General features: G+C 49.3%; 15 protein-coding genes, 1 tRNA gene and 1 other annotated feature. Of the genes, 13 read left to right on the top strand and 3 right to left on the bottom strand.

What is annotated here, in order from left to right:
• The first annotated feature begins 205 nt into the window (after positions 1–205).
• The 9 genes from AACQ84_RS05250 to rplL all read left to right on the top strand — a co-directional run bounded on the left by AACQ84_RS05250 (position 206) and on the right by rplL (position 6,110).
• The gene (locus AACQ84_RS05250) at positions 206–2,032 is read left to right on the top strand and encodes an iron uptake porin (protein WP_012306660.1); all 1,827 of its coding nucleotides are present in this window, start codon (positions 206–208) and stop codon (positions 2,030–2,032) included.
• 185 nt (positions 2,033–2,217) lie between these two features.
• On the top strand, positions 2,218–2,580 hold the full coding sequence (rplS, locus tag AACQ84_RS05245; protein WP_012306659.1) for a 50S ribosomal protein L19: 363 nt from the start codon (positions 2,218–2,220) through the stop codon (positions 2,578–2,580).
• A 95-nt stretch (positions 2,581–2,675) separates the two neighbouring features.
• Positions 2,676–2,748 (top strand) — tRNA-Trp (locus AACQ84_RS05240).
• Between the two features lie 62 nt (positions 2,749–2,810).
• Complete coding sequence (gene secE, locus AACQ84_RS05235; protein WP_012306658.1) at positions 2,811–3,038, top strand: preprotein translocase subunit SecE; 228 nt, start codon at positions 2,811–2,813, stop codon at positions 3,036–3,038.
• Positions 3,039–3,056: 18 nt separating this feature from the next.
• The gene (gene nusG / locus AACQ84_RS05230) at positions 3,057–3,659 is read left to right on the top strand and encodes a transcription termination/antitermination protein NusG (protein ID WP_012306657.1); all 603 of its coding nucleotides are present in this window, start codon (positions 3,057–3,059) and stop codon (positions 3,657–3,659) included.
• 2 nt (positions 3,660–3,661) lie between these two features.
• On the top strand, positions 3,662–4,087 hold the full coding sequence (rplK, locus tag AACQ84_RS05225) for a 50S ribosomal protein L11 (protein WP_012306656.1): 426 nt from the start codon (positions 3,662–3,664) through the stop codon (positions 4,085–4,087).
• Between the two features lie 91 nt (positions 4,088–4,178).
• A complete protein-coding gene (gene rplA, locus AACQ84_RS05220) occupies positions 4,179–4,895 on the top strand; it encodes a 50S ribosomal protein L1 (RefSeq protein WP_012306655.1) in 717 nt (238 codons plus the stop codon).
• A 21-nt stretch (positions 4,896–4,916) separates the two neighbouring features.
• Positions 4,917–5,069, top strand: a sequence feature (ribosomal protein L10 leader region).
• 39 nt (positions 5,070–5,108) lie between these two features.
• Positions 5,109–5,636: a 50S ribosomal protein L10 gene (gene rplJ / locus AACQ84_RS05215; RefSeq protein WP_012306654.1), complete on the top strand. Its 528-nt coding sequence runs from the start codon at positions 5,109–5,111 to the stop codon at positions 5,634–5,636.
• A gap of 87 nt (positions 5,637–5,723) precedes the next feature.
• Complete coding sequence (rplL, locus tag AACQ84_RS05210; RefSeq protein ID WP_012306653.1) at positions 5,724–6,110, top strand: 50S ribosomal protein L7/L12; 387 nt, start codon at positions 5,724–5,726, stop codon at positions 6,108–6,110.
• 213 nt (positions 6,111–6,323) lie between these two features.
• On the opposite strand, the gene gatA is transcribed toward rplL, so the two are convergent.
• Positions 6,324–7,781 (bottom strand): Asp-tRNA(Asn)/Glu-tRNA(Gln) amidotransferase subunit GatA, encoded by a 1,458-nt coding sequence (gene gatA / locus AACQ84_RS05205; protein WP_012306652.1) that lies wholly within the window; start codon positions 7,779–7,781, stop codon positions 6,324–6,326.
• Positions 7,782–8,029: 248 nt separating this feature from the next.
• Between gatA and acpP the strand changes: the two genes are divergently transcribed.
• The 3 genes from acpP (at position 8,030) to tkt (ending at position 11,857) form a co-directional block, all read left to right on the top strand.
• Positions 8,030–8,275, top strand: coding sequence for an acyl carrier protein (gene acpP, locus AACQ84_RS05200; protein ID WP_012306651.1), 246 nt, complete (start codon positions 8,030–8,032; stop codon positions 8,273–8,275).
• A 149-nt stretch (positions 8,276–8,424) separates the two neighbouring features.
• Positions 8,425–9,681 carry a beta-ketoacyl-ACP synthase II gene (fabF, locus tag AACQ84_RS05195; protein ID WP_012306650.1) on the top strand — a complete coding sequence of 419 codons (1,257 nt, stop codon included), beginning with the start codon at positions 8,425–8,427 and terminating at the stop codon, positions 9,679–9,681.
• 169 nt (positions 9,682–9,850) lie between these two features.
• Entirely contained in the window at positions 9,851–11,857 is a 2,007-nt protein-coding gene (gene tkt / locus AACQ84_RS05190) for a transketolase (RefSeq protein WP_012306649.1), read from the top strand.
• 93 nt (positions 11,858–11,950) lie between these two features.
• On the opposite strand, the gene AACQ84_RS05185 is transcribed toward tkt, so the two are convergent.
• Positions 11,951–13,042, bottom strand: coding sequence for an LptF/LptG family permease (locus tag AACQ84_RS05185; RefSeq protein ID WP_099241098.1), 1,092 nt, complete (start codon positions 13,040–13,042; stop codon positions 11,951–11,953).
• A 256-nt stretch (positions 13,043–13,298) separates the two neighbouring features.
• Here AACQ84_RS05185 and AACQ84_RS05180 point away from each other — a divergent pair, with 256 nt between their 5' ends.
• Positions 13,299–14,774 carry a DUF3370 domain-containing protein gene (locus AACQ84_RS05180; protein ID WP_012306647.1) on the top strand — a complete coding sequence of 492 codons (1,476 nt, stop codon included), beginning with the start codon at positions 13,299–13,301 and terminating at the stop codon, positions 14,772–14,774.
• Positions 14,775–14,812: 38 nt separating this feature from the next.
• Here AACQ84_RS05180 and AACQ84_RS05175 read toward each other — a convergent pair whose 3' ends face one another.
• Positions 14,813–15,397, bottom strand: coding sequence for a low-complexity tail membrane protein (locus tag AACQ84_RS05175; RefSeq protein ID WP_012306646.1), 585 nt, complete (start codon positions 15,395–15,397; stop codon positions 14,813–14,815).
• Between the last annotated feature and the right edge of the window lie 183 nt (positions 15,398–15,580).

The following is a 15,580-nucleotide window of genomic DNA, read 5'->3' as shown; positions in this document are numbered from 1 at the left end:
AATCCTCCTTTGGTTCACTAGAGGTGCATCAAACCATAAACTAGCCCGTATCCAACTTTACAGATATTGAAAGTTGTGAATTTCTGGTGCTATACTGCTAAGCGGCGTTTTGAAAATGATTTGCAGTAATAAAACATGCTTATCAATAACATAAATGCCCAAGCTCAAAGTCAAAAAATATCTCAGGTGTGAGGTTCAATCGAATATGTCTAAAACAGTGAGAACTTTTCTCAGTGGCGCTTCCGTTGCCCTAGGTGCAACCGTAGCTTTTTCTGGCACTGCCCAAGCCAACACTGAACTTCTCGATCAAATCAACAGCTATAGCCAAGACGACATCGCTCAGGTTAATAGCGTTTTCCAACTCAGCGATGTTTCTCCTTCTGACTGGGCCTTTGACGCACTGCGCAACCTAGTCGAAAACTACAACTGTATCGTTGGTTATCCCGATGGCACTTTCCGTGGTAGCCGTCCCCTCAGCCGTTATGAATTTGCTGCTGGTCTAAACGCTTGTTTACAGCAGATCGAGCGGATGATTCAAAGTGGTACTTCTGAAGTAACCCCCGAAGATCTCGCTGCACTCCGTCGTCTCGTGAACGAATTCGAAGCAGAACTCGCCACCCTCGGTGCTCGCGTTGATGACCTCGAAGGCCGCGTTGAATTCCTCGAAGACAACCAATTCTCCACTACCACCAAACTCGGTGGAGAAGTAATCTTCAACCTCGGCGGTGCTTTTGGTGAAGAGAAAGCTTCGCCTCTAGCACTTGATTCTATTGAATTTCCTGGTGGAGACTTCGATCCTGAGACTGTTACCTTTGAAGAGTTATTTGACGTAGTTGATTACCAAGATATTTCTTCTGAAGAGAGAGAGCTTCTCAAAGAATTTTTCGTAGGTCTTGGCATCGATGAAGACGCTCTAGGGTTTTCTTTTGGTCTTGGAGACGACGGAGACTTACAAGATTTCTTTACTGGACTTGCCGATAATGATGACATCGACGATGAAATCACCTTCAGCAACCGCGTTCGTCTAAACCTTGACACTAGCTTTACTGGCAAAGACCGCCTGCGGACTCGTCTAGAAGCTGGTAACATCACTGCCTTTGATGATGCCACCGGTGTAGATTCTGCTCGCCTTGGCTTTGACACCGATAATGGTAATGACGTCGAGATCGGCAAATTATTCTACCGATTCCCCGTTGGTGATAACGTCACAGCTTATGTTGGTGCCGTAGGCATGGGAATTGACGATATTTTCGATGCCACCAGTCCTTATTTTGAAAGCAGCGGTAGTGGCGCTCTGTCTCGCTTTGGTCGCTTTAACCCCATCTACCGTGGCCCCGATGGCGCTGGTGCTGGTTTCAACTTTGACCTCGGCGAGAGATTTACTTTCTCCGCAGCTTACCTGGCAGACGATGGCGATGTGAACAATCCCGAAGAAAAGAATGGTCTTTTTAACGGTAACTACACCGCAGGCGCTCAGCTCGATTTCAAACCGGCTGATGACATTATGTTCTCTGCCTTCTATGCCAACCGCTACCAAAAAGCGGGCGATGTTAACTTGAGTGGTAGCACTGGCAGCGTCATTGCTAACGACCCCACCTTTAACTCCCTGGCTGTTTCTTCTAACAACTTTGGTTTACAAGGTAGCTGGCTAATTGGTGACAAATTCAACCTTGGCGGTTGGGTTGGTTACACTACCGCAGACATCGAAGATCCCAATGTCACTGGTAACTTTGATGTTTGGAACTGGGCTGTCAACGCAGCTTTACTTGATGTCGGTGGCGAAGGTAATGTCCTTGGTCTGATCTTCGGTCAAACACCTAAGCTGACTAGCGGTAACATCGACTTCGGTCAAATTGAAGTGAACTACAACGATGACAGCGACAGCAGCTATCTCGCTGAACTTCAGTATCGCTACAAGCTCAACGACAACATCACCATTACTCCCGGTGCTTATGTCGTATTCAACCCCAACCAAAATGACGATAATGACACTGTTGTTGTGGGTTCTGTACGTACTACCTTTAGCTTCTAAGGCTGAAAAAAAACAAGTCTAATTCCTCACACATATTGCTTCTAAAAGCGAAAAATTAGTCCTGAAAGTGAGTCAATTTTGGCTCACTTTTTCTTTGGAACGATCAAATTCCAAAAATCAGGTTTTATTTTGACTTTAAGTTGTATTGTACATATACTGATAAATTGTGAGTTTTTTGAAAAACCATGAACGCTGAAGCAATCATTCGCTCCATCGAAGCGGAGCAGCTCAAGGATGATCTACCGACCATCCACGTGGGCGACACCGTTCGAGTCGGAGTCAAAATCAAAGAAGGTACCAAAGAACGGGTTCAGCCCTACGAAGGTACCGTTATTGCCATGCGCAATGGTGGGATTAACGAAACCATCACTGTGCGCAAAATCTTCCAAGGGATTGGTGTTGAACGGGTCTTCCTGTTGCACTCTCCCCTCGTCGATAACATCAAGGTTATCCGTCGCGGTAAAGTCCGCCGGGCTAAACTGTATTACTTGCGCGATCGCGTTGGTAAAGCAACTCGGATCAAGCAACGTTTTGATCGCCCGATCTAGGCTTTTTGTAATCCATTTGACTCGCTCAAAATGTTTTGCACAAAGCCTGCCACCTGTGCTAAGATTGCTAAGGCTTGTTAAGAGCAAGCACCCAAGCGTCCTTAGTTCAGTTGGTAGAACGCAGGTCTCCAAAACCTGATGTCGGGGGTTCGAGTCCTCCAGGGCGCGTATCATTTACATTAAACTTTAGTTGAAGTATTGCAGAGTGGCTCTGGGAGGAGTTTCTGATTGTGGCCAAAACAAAGAAGACCGTCGAGACTGAAGCCAATAAGCCCGAAGGTTTCGATGTTACGAAATACGCCAATGAAACAAAAGAAGAACTAGCTAAGGTTGTTTGGCCCTCTCGCCAGCAGCTCATTAGTGAATCTGCCGCTGTCATTTTGATGGTGATTCTTGTTGCGACTGTTATCTACGTCGTAGACAATCTCTTCATTTTCGTTTCAGGTGCTGTATTTTAAAAGACTCTTTAACTTTCTATGGAACATTCAGAAGAATACACAGGAACGCAAGCTGGACCCAAACCGCGTTGGTATGCCGTCCAAGTTGCATCTGGGTGCGAACAAAGAGTCAAAGCAAACCTTGAACAACGGATTCATACTCTCGATGTGGCGGATCGGATCTTTCAGGTTCAGATTCCCCAAACCCCAACCGTCAAAATCCGTAAGGATGGCAGTCGGCAACATGGAGAAGAAAAGGTTTTTCCTGGTTATGTCTTGATTCAGATGACCCTAGATGATGAAGCTTGGCAGGTTATCAAAAATACGCCCCATGTGATTAATTTTGTTGGGGCCGAACAGAAGCGTAGCTACGGTCGGGGACGGGGCCATGTTAAACCCGTGCCTCTCAGTAAGTCTGAAGTAGAGCGCATCTTTAAACAAGCTCAGGTTGTTGAACCGACTGTTAAAGTCGATATGGCCATTGGCGACAAAATTCTTGTGCTTTCTGGTCCTTTTAAGGATTTTGAAGGCGAGATCATTGAAGTCAGCCCTGAGCGCAGCAAACTGAAAGCTCTATTGTCGATCTTTGGTCGAGATACGCCAGTAGAACTTGAATTTACTCAAGTGGAAAAACAGAGCTAGCGATGGCAAAAAAAGTTGTTACGGTAATTAAATTAGCCTTGCCTGCGGGTAAGGCCAACCCTGCACCTCCTGTTGGGCCAGCCCTGGGTCAGCATGGGGTTAACATCATGGCCTTCTGTAAGGAGTACAACGCGAAGACTTCTGACCAGGCAGGCATGATTATTCCTGTAGAAATCTCGGTATATGAAGACCGGAGTTTCACCTTTATCCTGAAAACGCCCCCCGCTTCTGTCTTGATTCGTAAGGCAGCTGGGGTTGAGAAAGGTTCTGCCCAGCCTAATAAGCAGAAGGCGGGTTCTATTTCCCGGGCACAACTCCAGGAAATCGCCCAAACTAAAATGCCTGATTTGAATGCGAACGATATCGAAGCAGCAATGAATATTGTTGCCGGTACAGCACGGAATATGGGCATTACAGTTACGGATTAGTAACTGCTTGGAAACTGAATACAACAGTTAAGTTTTTAATCTTTATGTTTGGGGAGAGGCGTGTGTCTCGTTATGTACCCAAGGAGTAAGTATGGCAAAAAAATTATCTCGTCGGCTTCGTGAGGCGCTTGAAAAGGTTGAAGATAGAGCCTATGAGCCTCTAGAAGCTTTGACCCTTTTGAAAGAAACTGCCACGGCCAAGTTTGATGAAACAGCTGAGGCCCACATCCGTTTAGGGATTGATCCGAAGTACACGGATCAGCAGTTGAGAACGACTGTTGCTTTTCCGAAAGGTACCGGTCAGTCTGTGCGGGTCGCTGTCATTACTAGTGGTGAACAGGTAAAGGTTGCAGAGGAGTCCGGTGCAGACCTCGTTGGTTCTGAGGAACTCATCGAAGATATCCAAAAGGGCATGATGGACTTTGAAGTCTTGATCGCAACGCCGGATATGATGCCGAAGGTGGCTCGTTTGGGTCGTCAGCTTGGCCCCCGTGGTTTGATGCCTTCGCCCAAAGGTGGCACTGTGACTACGGATGTCGCCACGGCGATCGCCGCTTTTAAAGCAGGGAAACAAGAGTTCCGGGCTGACCGCGCAGGGATTGTCCACGTGCTTTTTGGTAAATCCTCTTTCGCTGCGGAAGATCTTCTGGTAAACTTAAAGGCTCTTCAGGAAACTATCGACCGGAATCGTCCTTCTGGGGCCAAAGGTCGTTACTGGCGGAGCATTTATGTCTCTGCTTCCATGGGACCTTCGATCCAGGTGGATATCAACGCCCTCCGGGATCTTTTCATTGAAGAAAAAGCCTAGGCCCTCTTAGGTAAAACAATTAAATAGATTTTATTCATGCCAGAGACAGCAGGGGCGATCGCTTAATATCCTGCCGAGGTAAAACGCTACAAGACTAAACAAGTTTTTTTCCAAGTTTGCTTGGAAGAAGAGCGTGACCCTGGCATTGTCGCTGGGGTCTATTTTTTTGTCCCTACTTTAATAACCTTTCCCCAAAAAGGAGGTGAGAACAGAATGGGAAAATCGCTAGCAGATAAGCAAGAATTGGTTGCTGAGATCAAGGATCTGCTCAAGGATGCACAACTTACTTTTGTGATTGATTACAAGGGTTTAACCGTTGCGGAAATCACTGATTTGCGTAACCGCCTTCGTCCTGCCGGGGCATATTGCAAAATTGCGAAAAACACGCTGATGCATATTGCCGTTGATGGTGATGAAACGTGGCAACCCGTGCAATCTCTTTTAAAAGATTCCTCCGCATTTTTAATTGCTGGAGAAGATGTTGCTTCCGCCGTTAAAGCTTACAAAGAATTCCGCAAAGCAACGAAGAAAACCGAACTTCGTGGCGGCGTTATGGAAGGTCAAGCTTTAACCAGTGACCAAATCGAAGCCCTCGGTGATCTGCCCACCAAAGACCAACTTTACGGTCAGATTGCAGGTGCGATCAATGCAGTTACTGCAAAAATTGCCATCGGCATCAACGAAGTACCGGGTTCTTTGGCCAGAGCCATCAAAGCTGTTTCCGAAAAAGAAGCAGCCTAACCCTCAACGTCGCGTGATCTATGTCATGGCGGCTTAATTTTCTCGTTGTTCTAAACGTAATTTTTATTCACTAAGGAGATAGATTAAATGTCTGCTACTACCGATGAAATTTTGGAGAAGTTGCAATCTCTAACCCTGCTTGAAGCAGCTGAATTAGTTAAGCAAATCGAAGAAACCTTTGGCGTTAGCGCTGCTGCTCCCGTTGGTGGCATGGTAATGGCGGCCCCTGGTGCTGCTGCTGCTGAGGAAGTTGAAGAGAAGACTGAATTTGACGTTATTCTCGACGAAGTTCCCGCTGACAAGAAAATCGCTGTTCTTAAGGTTGTTCGTGGCATCACTGGCCTCGGTCTTAAGGAAGCCAAAGAAATGGTTGAATCTGCGCCTAAGCCCATCAAAGAAGCCACTGGCAAAGAAGATGCTGAAGCCATCAAGAAGCAGCTTGAAGATGCTGGTGCAAAAGCAAGCGTCAAGTAATTTATATCAACTTACCTATGGATAGAGTAGGTATAGCTGCAATTTATATTTAGTTGATTGGTCAGCGGACAGATTATCTGTTCGCTTTTTTTTGATCTTGGTTATTAGGGTTCTGCTACGGCATAAAAAATCCCCCTGCAGTTTTTTCGAGGGGGAGCTTTAACGTGAGCTAAAGATGAGACGGTAAATTATTTATCGATGTGTGAATACTGCTTACAGTTGGGGTTGCTTCTGGTGCCAAGCCGTTGCCTGTTCATAGACATGGGCCACCTGAAGTAAGAGATCCTCTCGGAGAACATTGCCGATCAGTTGCATCCCGATGGGGAGTCCCTGGGCATCAAAACCACAGGGAAGACTCAGAGCCGGCAGACCGGCCAAATTGACGGGAATGGTCATCAAGTCAGAAAGATACATACTGAGGGGATCGTCGGTTTTTTCGCCAGCTTTGAAAGCGGTGCTGGGAGAAGTGGGACAAATAAGCACGTCCACTTTGGCAAAGGCTTGATCGAAATCTTTTTTAATTAAAGTGCGTACTTTCTGGGCTTTGAGGTAGTAGGCATCATAGTAACCAGCGGAGAGGGTATAGGTGCCGAGCATAATTCGGCGCTTTACCTCGGGGCCAAAACCAGCGGCCCGGGTTTGGGTGTACATGTCAACAAGGTTATCGGCTGCAGCATTACGGGTGCCATATTTGACGGCATCGTAACGGGCCAAATTTGCAGAGGCTTCGGACGGGGCAATGATGTAGTAGGCGGGTAAGCCGTAACGGAAGCGGGGACAGGAAATGGTTTCGACTTCGGCACCGAGTTCCTGAAGTTGGGCGATCGCCTTTTGAACCGCTTCAGCCACTTCTGGATCGAGCCCTTCCCCAAAAGTTTCTTGGATGATGCCAATTTTCAGGGGCTTATCCTTGGGGAGTTCCGGCTGGAGTAACTGACTATATTGGGGAATATCCACATCTAAACTGGTGGAATCTTTGGGATCATGGCCGGCGATCGCCTCTAAAAGAATTGCTGTATCTTCTACCGTCCGCGCAAAGGGGCCAATTTGATCCAAAGAAGACGCATAGGCCACCAAGCCAAAACGAGACACCAGGCCATAGGTCGGTTTAAGGCCCACAACCCCACATAAAGAAGCCGGTTGCCGAATCGAACCGCCGGTATCTGAACCCAGGGCGATTGGGGCTTCCCCTGCTGCCACTGCCGCCGCTGACCCCCCAGAGGAGCCTCCCGGTACCCGCGTCACATCCCAGGGATTACCCGTCACTTGATAGCCAGAATTTTCCGTCGAACTCCCCATGGCAAACTCATCCAAATTGGTTTTGCCCACCATGATCGCCCCAGCTTCCTGCAACTCCTGGGTGACGGTCGATTCGTAGGTCGGCACAAAGCCTTCGAGGATGCGCGAAGCACAGGTCGTCTGAATACCTTTCGTACAGAGATTGTCCTTGATCGCAATGGGGATGCCTTCTAGGAGGCCAATGGTTTCCCCCGCGGCAATTTTTGCATCCACTTGCGCCGCCTGGGCCAAGGCTTGTTCCTTAGTCAGGGTTAAAAACGCTTTAACCTTGGGTTCCACCGCTTCGATATGGGCAAACGTTTCCGTCAAAATTTCGACGGCAGAACGTTCCTTTGCAATGAGTTGTTGGTGTAGCGTGCGGATGGCTGACATGCTTTATATATTCTCTGAAATACCCCAATCAGTTTATCCACTTGCCTTCCTCCCTGACAATCATCTCTAAAAAATTATTTTTGCGGCGATCGCCTCGGAAGGGAACCAGCATCCGATACAATAAACTCCAGCTTATGTTAATTTAATAAGTCTATTTTTAGTCAGCACAACAAAATGCTAAATTTATGAGCGCTCATATTCTTTAACAAAGTATGGGAACCGCTCAGGTAGATTTTTAGGAATCATCAATGAACCAGGAAATTTTTGACAAAATTAAAAATATTATCGTTGATCAGCTGGATGTCGATGCTGACTCCGTAAGCCCCGAATCAAACTTCATCAGTGACCTTGATGCAGACTCCCTCGACACAGTCGAGCTGGTCATGGCCTTCGAAGAAGAATTTGATATCGATATTCCCGACGATGTTGCTGAAAAAATCACTACGGTGGGAGAAGCAGTTAACATCATCGCTGAAAAAACTGGCGCCAACTAAGCCATTTAGTCTAGTCAGTTTAACCTCAACTTCCAGAGCTGCGAACTTCCAAAAGTTATCGCGGCTTTCTCGCTAGTTTTTATGATTGATTGTCGCTTCCTTTGGATGCACAAGCCTTTTTTCCCACTGCAAAACCACTCAAATCAGCCATGGCACACTCATCTCCGTATCGCGTTGTAATCACCGGTTTAGGTGCGATCACCCCGATTGGTAATACCCTAGAGGAGTATTGGGAAGGACTCATGACCGGTCGCAATGGCATTGACCTCGTGACCGCATTTGACGCTTCCCAACATGCCTGTCGCATTGCAGGTGAAGTAAAAGGCTTTGATCCCCTCGCATTCATCCCGAAAAAAGAAGCGAAACGCATGGATCGGTTCTCCCAGTTCGCCGTGGCTGCCAGTAAACAAGCCCTCGCCGATGCTGGCCTAGAGATCAATGCTGACAATGCCCCCGATATCGGCGTAATGATCGGCACTGGCGTCGGCGGGATTAAGGTGATGGAAGACCAGCAGGAAATTTACCTGGAGAAAGGCCCCAGCCGCTGTAGCCCCTTCATGATTCCGATGATGATTGCTAATATGGCGGCGGGATTGACGGCGATCCATACCGGTGCCCAAGGCCCCAATAGCTGTACTGTGACGGCCTGTGCCGCAGGTTCCAATGCGGTTGGGGAAGCTTTCCGACTCGTCCAACAGGGTTACGCGAAAGCGATGATTTCTGGGGGCACCGAGGCAGCTGTAACCCCCCTCAGTTTTGCGGGATTTGCCTCGGCCCGGGCGTTATCGACCCGTAATGATGATCCGAAACACGCTTGTCGTCCTTTTGATCAAGATCGCGATGGCTTTGTGATGGGTGAAGGGGCGGGCATTTTAATCCTGGAAGAGCTAGAGCATGCCCTGGCACGGGGGGCAAAAATCTACGGGGAAATCGTTGGTTATGGCATGACCTGCGATGCTTACCACATGACGGCACCGACCCCCGACGGCGCTGGGGCAACCCGGGCGATTGAATTGGCGCTCAAGGATGGCGGCTTGGCTCCGAACCAAGTGAACTACGTGAATGCCCACGGCACCAGCACTCCAGCCAATGACATCACAGAAACAAAAGCGATTAAAAAAGCCCTCGGTGACCAGGCTTACAAAATTTTAGTGAGTTCGACAAAATCTATGACCGGTCACCTTTTGGGTGGCTCTGGGGGCATTGAGGCGGTGGCCACAGTGATGGCGATCGCAAATGATCGCGTTCCGCCGACGATCAACCTCGAAAATCCCCAGGAAGGTTGTGATTTAGATTACGTTCCCAACGAAAGCCGCGAACACCCAGTTGAAGTTGCCCTTTCTAACTCTTTTGGATTTGGCGGCCATAACGTTACCCTTGCGTTTAAGAAATATCGCCCGGAATAAAAATTTAGTCCGAGTAAATGTTAGCGATTTGACAGAATCATTCTTGCCCAGTGATCCTAACAGTGGGATGATGGGGGGGATTTTGAGGAGGGCAATTTGCGCTTCTTGATGGTCTAACAACTCCCTATAGTTTTTCTTTATTTGTCGTTTACTGTCAGAAATTTTCACTATGACCGTTGCAACCCAATCTATAGATCAGCTTTGTATTAATGCAATTCGCTTTTTAGCAATTGATGGCGTCGAGAAGGCAAAATCTGGTCACCCCGGTTTACCGATGGGCGCCGCTCCCATGGCCTACACCCTCTGGGACAAATTTATGCGGTTCAACCCCAAAAATCCGAAATGGGTTAACCGCGATCGCTTTGTTTTGTCAGCGGGTCACGGTTCGATGCTGCAGTATGCCTTGATGTACTTGGCTGGCTATGACAGTGTTTCCCTCGAAGACATCAAGCAATTTCGTCAATGGAAATCGAAGACCCCTGGTCACCCTGAAAACTTCGAGACCCCTGGTGTAGAAGTTACGACTGGCCCCCTCGGCCAAGGGATCGCCAATGCCGTCGGCCTCGCCCTCGCGGAAGCACACCTCGCAGCCCGCTACAACAAGCCCGATGCCAAAATTTTTGACCATTACACCTATGTGATTATGGGTGATGGTTGCAACATGGAAGGAATCTCCGGGGAAGCGGCATCCATTGCGGGTCACTGGGGTCTGGGCAAATTAATTGCCCTCTACGACGATAACCATATTTCCATCGACGGCTCCACGGACATTGCTTTCACTGAAGATGTGTGTAAGCGCTATGAGTCCTACGGTTGGCACGTGCTCCATGTCGAAGATGGCAACAATGACATTGAGGCGATCGCCAAAGCCATTGAAGCGGCTAAGGCAGTGACTGACAAGCCCTCTTTGATCAAAATCACAACGACCATTGGTTACGGTTCCCCCAACAAAGCAGATACCGCTGGGGTACACGGGGCAGCCCTTGGTGCCGACGAAATTGAACTGACCCGTAAATCCCTCGAATGGAACTATGGGCCTTTTGAAGTGCCTGAAGATGCCCTCAACCATTTCCGGAAAGCCGTTGAACGGGGTGCCAGCGCCGAAGCAGAGTGGGACCAAGTATGGGCCACCTACAAAACAAAATATGCCGAGGAGGCTGCAGAATTAGAGCGGATTCTTTCTGGGAAGCCCCCCGCAAACTGGGCTGACGCTTTACCCACCGCAACGCCCGCCGATAAAGGTCTTGCGACCCGTAAGCACTCCGAAGTAACCCTGAATGCGATCGCCCCGGTATTACCAGAATTGATCGGTGGTTCTGCGGACTTGACTCACTCCAACCTGACAGAAATCCACGTTTCTGGCGATTTCCAAAAAGGTGCCTACGAAAACCGCAACGTCCACTTCGGCGTCCGGGAACATGCCATGGGCGCGATCTGTAATGGCATCGCCCTCCACGGTACAGGTTTAATCCCTTACGGAGCCACTTTCCTTGTGTTCTCCGACTACATGCGAAATTCCATCCGTTTATCGGCCCTGTCCGAAGCACGGGTCATTTGGGTAATGACCCACGACTCCATTGCCCTTGGAGAAGACGGCCCCACCCACCAACCGATCGAGCATGTTGCTTCTCTGCGGGCGATGCCGAACCTCTATGTTTATCGTCCGGCAGATACCAACGAAACCTCCGGTGCCTATAAAGTTGCTGTGGAAAGTGCGACAACGCCGACCCTCTTAGCCCTCACCCGTCAAGGTCTCCCCAACCTCGAAGGCAGTTCCATCGAAAATGCGGAAAAAGGTGGCTACATCCTTTCCGATAGCGAAGGCACCCCTGATCTGATTTTGATTGGTACAGGGAGTGAAGTGCAGCTTTGTGTCGAAGCAGCAAAAGCACTCCGGGCAAACGGCAAAAATGTCCGTGTTGTTTCCATGCCCTGTGTGGAACGCTTTGAAGAGCAAGATGCCGCTTACCAAGAGTCCGTACTGCCGAAAGCTGTAACCAAACGGGTTGCCGTGGAGGCTGGTGCCACCATGAGCTGGTACAAGTACGTTGGCTTTGAAGGCGCTGTCATCGGTATTGACACCTACGGTGCTTCCGCTCCTGGTGGTGTGGTCATGGAGAAATTTGGTTTCACCGTGGACAACGTTGTTAAAACCGCTGAGACAGTACTAGGTTAAAACCCTGGGTCTGGTCATAGACTGATTCTTTTCAGTAAAACGTTTTGGAGGTAGGGGATAAACCTACCTCTTTTTTGTTTGTGACAATATTGCCTAGCCTGTCCGCCAGAGAATTGTCCCTGCGGCCACTAACCCCAATAGATTAGGAAACCACGTCCCCATAAACGGCGTAATCGTTCCCCAGACTCCCATGGAGCTGGAAATCACAGAAATGAGATAGTAGGCAAAAACGATGGCCACCGATAGGCCAACACTGGTCGCTCGGCTTGAGTTTTGCGGGCGCAGGCCAATGGCCGAGCCGACCATCGCAAAGACAATACAAACGAAGGGGACGGAAAATTTTTCTTGTTTTCTCACCTGGAGCGTCCGGATCCGCCTTTCATTACGACTTAACTTGAGGCTCTCTAAACAAACATCAATCACCTGGAGGGTCATTTCATTTGGGCGTTGACAGCGGGTGGCGAGGATCAAAGGGGCATCAGACAGATTTAAAAAGTTGGTTTCAAACTGCTCGATGTCACTAAAGGAACCATTGGCCCCAATTTGATAAATACTGCCATCCTGCACCAGCCAACCCTGTTCATTGGCATTCCACTGGGCGGCGGCGGCGGTGATAATTCTTTGGGTATCGACGGCGGCTCGATCGAGGATGGTGAGATTGTTCATTTGGGTGCCATCGAAGGTCTCGGCATAAAAGAGGGTTTTGAGGATTTCGCGGTTACCAGTGGCCGTTTTTACCCGTTGATATTCGGGGTAGATGATATTTTTTTCTTGGTAGTCAATGGTTGCTTCGCCCTGAGCAATGTTGGCAATGGTGCTGGCTTGTTTCGTGGTCTGGGGGACAATCCAATCGTTGAGGCCAAAGGTGATGCCCGTGATCAGTAACCCCAAAAGCAGACCGGGCAACATCAGCCGCAAGGGGGGCAAACCAACGCTCCGTAAGGCGATAATTTCACTAAAGGAAGATAGGCTGCTGTAGGCGGTGAGGGTACCCAGTAGGGTTGCCATAGGGAGGCCGAGGACGAGAAATTCTGGGAGACGGAGAGCGAGAATTTGGAAGGCGATCGCCCAGGTGATTTCATTGGCGACCACGTTGCGCATTACCTCAAAGAGAACGCCGATGGTGAGGCCCAAACTCGTGAAAATTCCTAACCCAAATAGGAAAGGCCCCACAAGTTGCGCCATAATGTAGCGATCTAATAGTGAAAATACCCTTAAAATTCTCAACATTGTGGTCTAGTCTGATTAGAGTGGAGAGTTTTAGCAACTGTTTAGCAATTAAAATCCCTAGCCCATCATGCCAAAGAAGTTACTGTTTTGTCTGAAATTGTGCCCCTTGACCACTGATTGATCACCGCGCGTCGGGAACTTAGAGCCGCGATAATGATTCAGTGCCACTGCACTTTGGTTTATTCTAAATTTACTTTTTTTGATAGAGTCCATGTTTGACCTGTTTGCTTCTTTGCTCATTGCCCAGGAATCTGCCCCTTTATTGGTGGCCCAAGAGAACAGGTCGAAGGAAGAGTTACTCCCCCACCAAGTACCACAACCAGGGGAGGATCAGGGGTCTTCTGTGGGGCGATCGCCGGCGGCCATCGTGACGGAACCCCAAGAGGTGCGCCCTTTGCCGGGGAGTCTCAATGAAATTCCCGTCTTTAACAGCAACAGCCCTGAAGTCATTGCCCAGGAAGGCATCTTATTATCGACCTTCCCAAAGGCAGGAAAAAGCCAGGCGATCGCCCACCTCGAAACCCCCCTCGAAGGACGCTTTGATATTTTTACCCACCACATTTCCCGTCCCGCCACGGAGCAGCGCACCCTGTACCAAGGCTTGTTGGTCAACAATCCGACTGGAAGCCCCCGCACCCTCAAAATTCTCCAAGGCATTAGTTACCTCAATAGTAAAGATGCCCCCTTCCGCGAACTATTACCCTTCGTTGAGGATCCCCAGGGTCATGTCTATTCCGGCCCTGGCTCCCGACTGGTGAGCGATACCCTCCGGGGCAAAAGCCAAACGCAATTCCCAGAGATTCTACGTATTCCCCCCTACAGCACCGTGGTTTTGGCGAATCTCCCCATCCCGGTTAGCGGTGCTCGCTCTACCTACTTACAAGTGGAAACGGATGGTAGCGTTTACTTGGCAAATTTAGCGAAATATGAAGTCCGCGAAGAAATTGCCACCAGCAGTATTAGCAATAATGGCAGTATTGTCGAAGGGAAAGCTGTCCGCTCCCGTCCCCCCAGCCTCAATGAATGGCGATCGCTCCTCACCCAAGGTCAGCTTGTAGAACCCCGGGATCTGCCCCCAGTTCCCAGTAAAGATCCTGGTCGCATTATTTATGGCCGGGTTGCAGGTATTTCCGTCGGTAGTCAGTGGGAAGCCACCGTCACTGATCCAGACGCAGAGAGTTTAGCAATCCCCGCCCCCGGCGAAGCGATTTCTTTCCCCATTAGCACCACCAGCACTGGCACCTTTGGCACCGACCAAGTCCAAAGCGCCCCCATGCTCACCCGTTACCCTGATACCGCGCTCCAGGGCCATGGTAACTATTTAGTCCACTACAAACTGACTTTCCCCCTTGAAAATACGAGCGATGAATATCAGTGGACGTCGCTAACGTTTCAAACGCCGATTAAGGATGATCTCCATAGCGATCGCCTTTCCTTTTTTGAATCGCCCCCCAACCGTGTTTTCTATCGAGGCACTGTCCGCATCAACTATCCCAACGAATACCGACGCCAGATTACCCGCTATGTCCACCTAGTACAACATCGGGGCCAACGCTCAGAACCCCTTGCCACCCTGGAAATTCCCCCTGGCACAAGTCGCACCGCCGAAATTGACTTTTTCTATCCCCCCGACGCAACGCCTCCCCAGGTGATTACCGTGAGGACTCTCGCCCCAGAGGAGCGTTAAATATTGTTGAATATTCTCAAAAGAATGTAGTGATCGCCCTAGGCACGTTTCGGGGGAAACAGTTGCCCCAACGGTAAGCCCCAACAGGCAAAATCGCGCCGGATACTCACGGTGGGGTGGGGATCAATGGCCTGGGCCGTTGTTTCAGAAATAAAGAGTGTCGGCAACAGGGTCAAGGGAATTTGTAACAGAATATTCCCCAAGAAGAACAGCAGGATTGCGGCGAATAAGCCCAAAATATGCCATTGGGGGAGACCCGCCGTCAGTCCCACCGCAAGGGGCGCATAGTGGGCCACCTGCCACAACAAAATCACCATGGCGATCGCCCCCAGGACATTTAAAATCGGCTGCCGAGTTCCCTGCACGAGCCGTAAAATTTGTCGTTGCCGTTCATCAAGGCGTTCTGGCGGAATTTGAAACACAAAGAGACTGAAGGGCTGCCAAGGCCGGAGGATTTGCAGGAGCCACACCGGGACTCCCCCCAAGAGCACAATTAAGCCCAATTCAATATTGGCCACGGGAAACGGGATGCCAATCGCCAAGGCGATCGCCAACAAAGACCAGATCAAAGGCAGCAGAGCCAAGCCTGCAACATGCAACCAAAAATAAGGCTCAAACAACATTTTTCCGTCGCTCCAAGACTTAAACGAACAACAGCACAATGCCCTGAATATCCCACGGTGCCCCCTGAAAGTAAAGTGGCCCGAAGCGCCAGGTAGACGACAAATCAGCTTTTCTCCAATGGTCACTACAAATGTCAAGGAATATGACAAAAAATTAAGTTTGGTTTATCAAATTGTGTCAGA

The organism is Picosynechococcus sp. PCC 7002, from assembly GCF_963860125.1.
Classification (GTDB): Bacteria; Cyanobacteriota; Cyanobacteriia; order Cyanobacteriales; family MRBY01; genus MRBY01.
The sequence above is the reverse complement of the archived record's forward strand: the minus strand, read 5'-3'. Positions and strand labels throughout refer to the sequence as shown.

Bases quoted from the DNA above. Each gene is read 5' to 3' on its own strand.
- tkt (WP_012306649.1), top strand. From the start codon at position 9,851: ATGACCGTTGCAACCCAATCTATAGATCAGCTTTGTATTAATGCAATT.
- fabF (WP_012306650.1), top strand. From the start codon at position 8,425: ATGGCACACTCATCTCCGTATCGCGTTGTAATCACCGGTTTAGGTGCG.
- AACQ84_RS05185 (WP_099241098.1), bottom strand. From the start codon at position 13,042: ATGGCGCAACTTGTGGGGCCTTTCCTATTTGGGTTAGGAATTTTCACG.
- AACQ84_RS05175 (WP_012306646.1), bottom strand. From the start codon at position 15,397: ATGTTGTTTGAGCCTTATTTTTGGTTGCATGTTGCAGGCTTGGCTCTG.
- rplK (WP_012306656.1), top strand. From the start codon at position 3,662: ATGGCAAAAAAAGTTGTTACGGTAATTAAATTAGCCTTGCCTGCGGGT.
- rplS (WP_012306659.1), top strand. From the start codon at position 2,218: ATGAACGCTGAAGCAATCATTCGCTCCATCGAAGCGGAGCAGCTCAAG.
- rplL (WP_012306653.1), top strand. From the start codon at position 5,724: ATGTCTGCTACTACCGATGAAATTTTGGAGAAGTTGCAATCTCTAACC.
- nusG (WP_012306657.1), top strand. From the start codon at position 3,057: ATGGAACATTCAGAAGAATACACAGGAACGCAAGCTGGACCCAAACCG.
- rplA (WP_012306655.1), top strand. From the start codon at position 4,179: ATGGCAAAAAAATTATCTCGTCGGCTTCGTGAGGCGCTTGAAAAGGTT.
- AACQ84_RS05180 (WP_012306647.1), top strand. From the start codon at position 13,299: ATGTTTGACCTGTTTGCTTCTTTGCTCATTGCCCAGGAATCTGCCCCT.
- AACQ84_RS05250 (WP_012306660.1), top strand. From the start codon at position 206: ATGTCTAAAACAGTGAGAACTTTTCTCAGTGGCGCTTCCGTTGCCCTA.
- acpP (WP_012306651.1), top strand. From the start codon at position 8,030: ATGAACCAGGAAATTTTTGACAAAATTAAAAATATTATCGTTGATCAG.
- gatA (WP_012306652.1), bottom strand. From the start codon at position 7,781: ATGTCAGCCATCCGCACGCTACACCAACAACTCATTGCAAAGGAACGT.
- rplJ (WP_012306654.1), top strand. From the start codon at position 5,109: ATGGGAAAATCGCTAGCAGATAAGCAAGAATTGGTTGCTGAGATCAAG.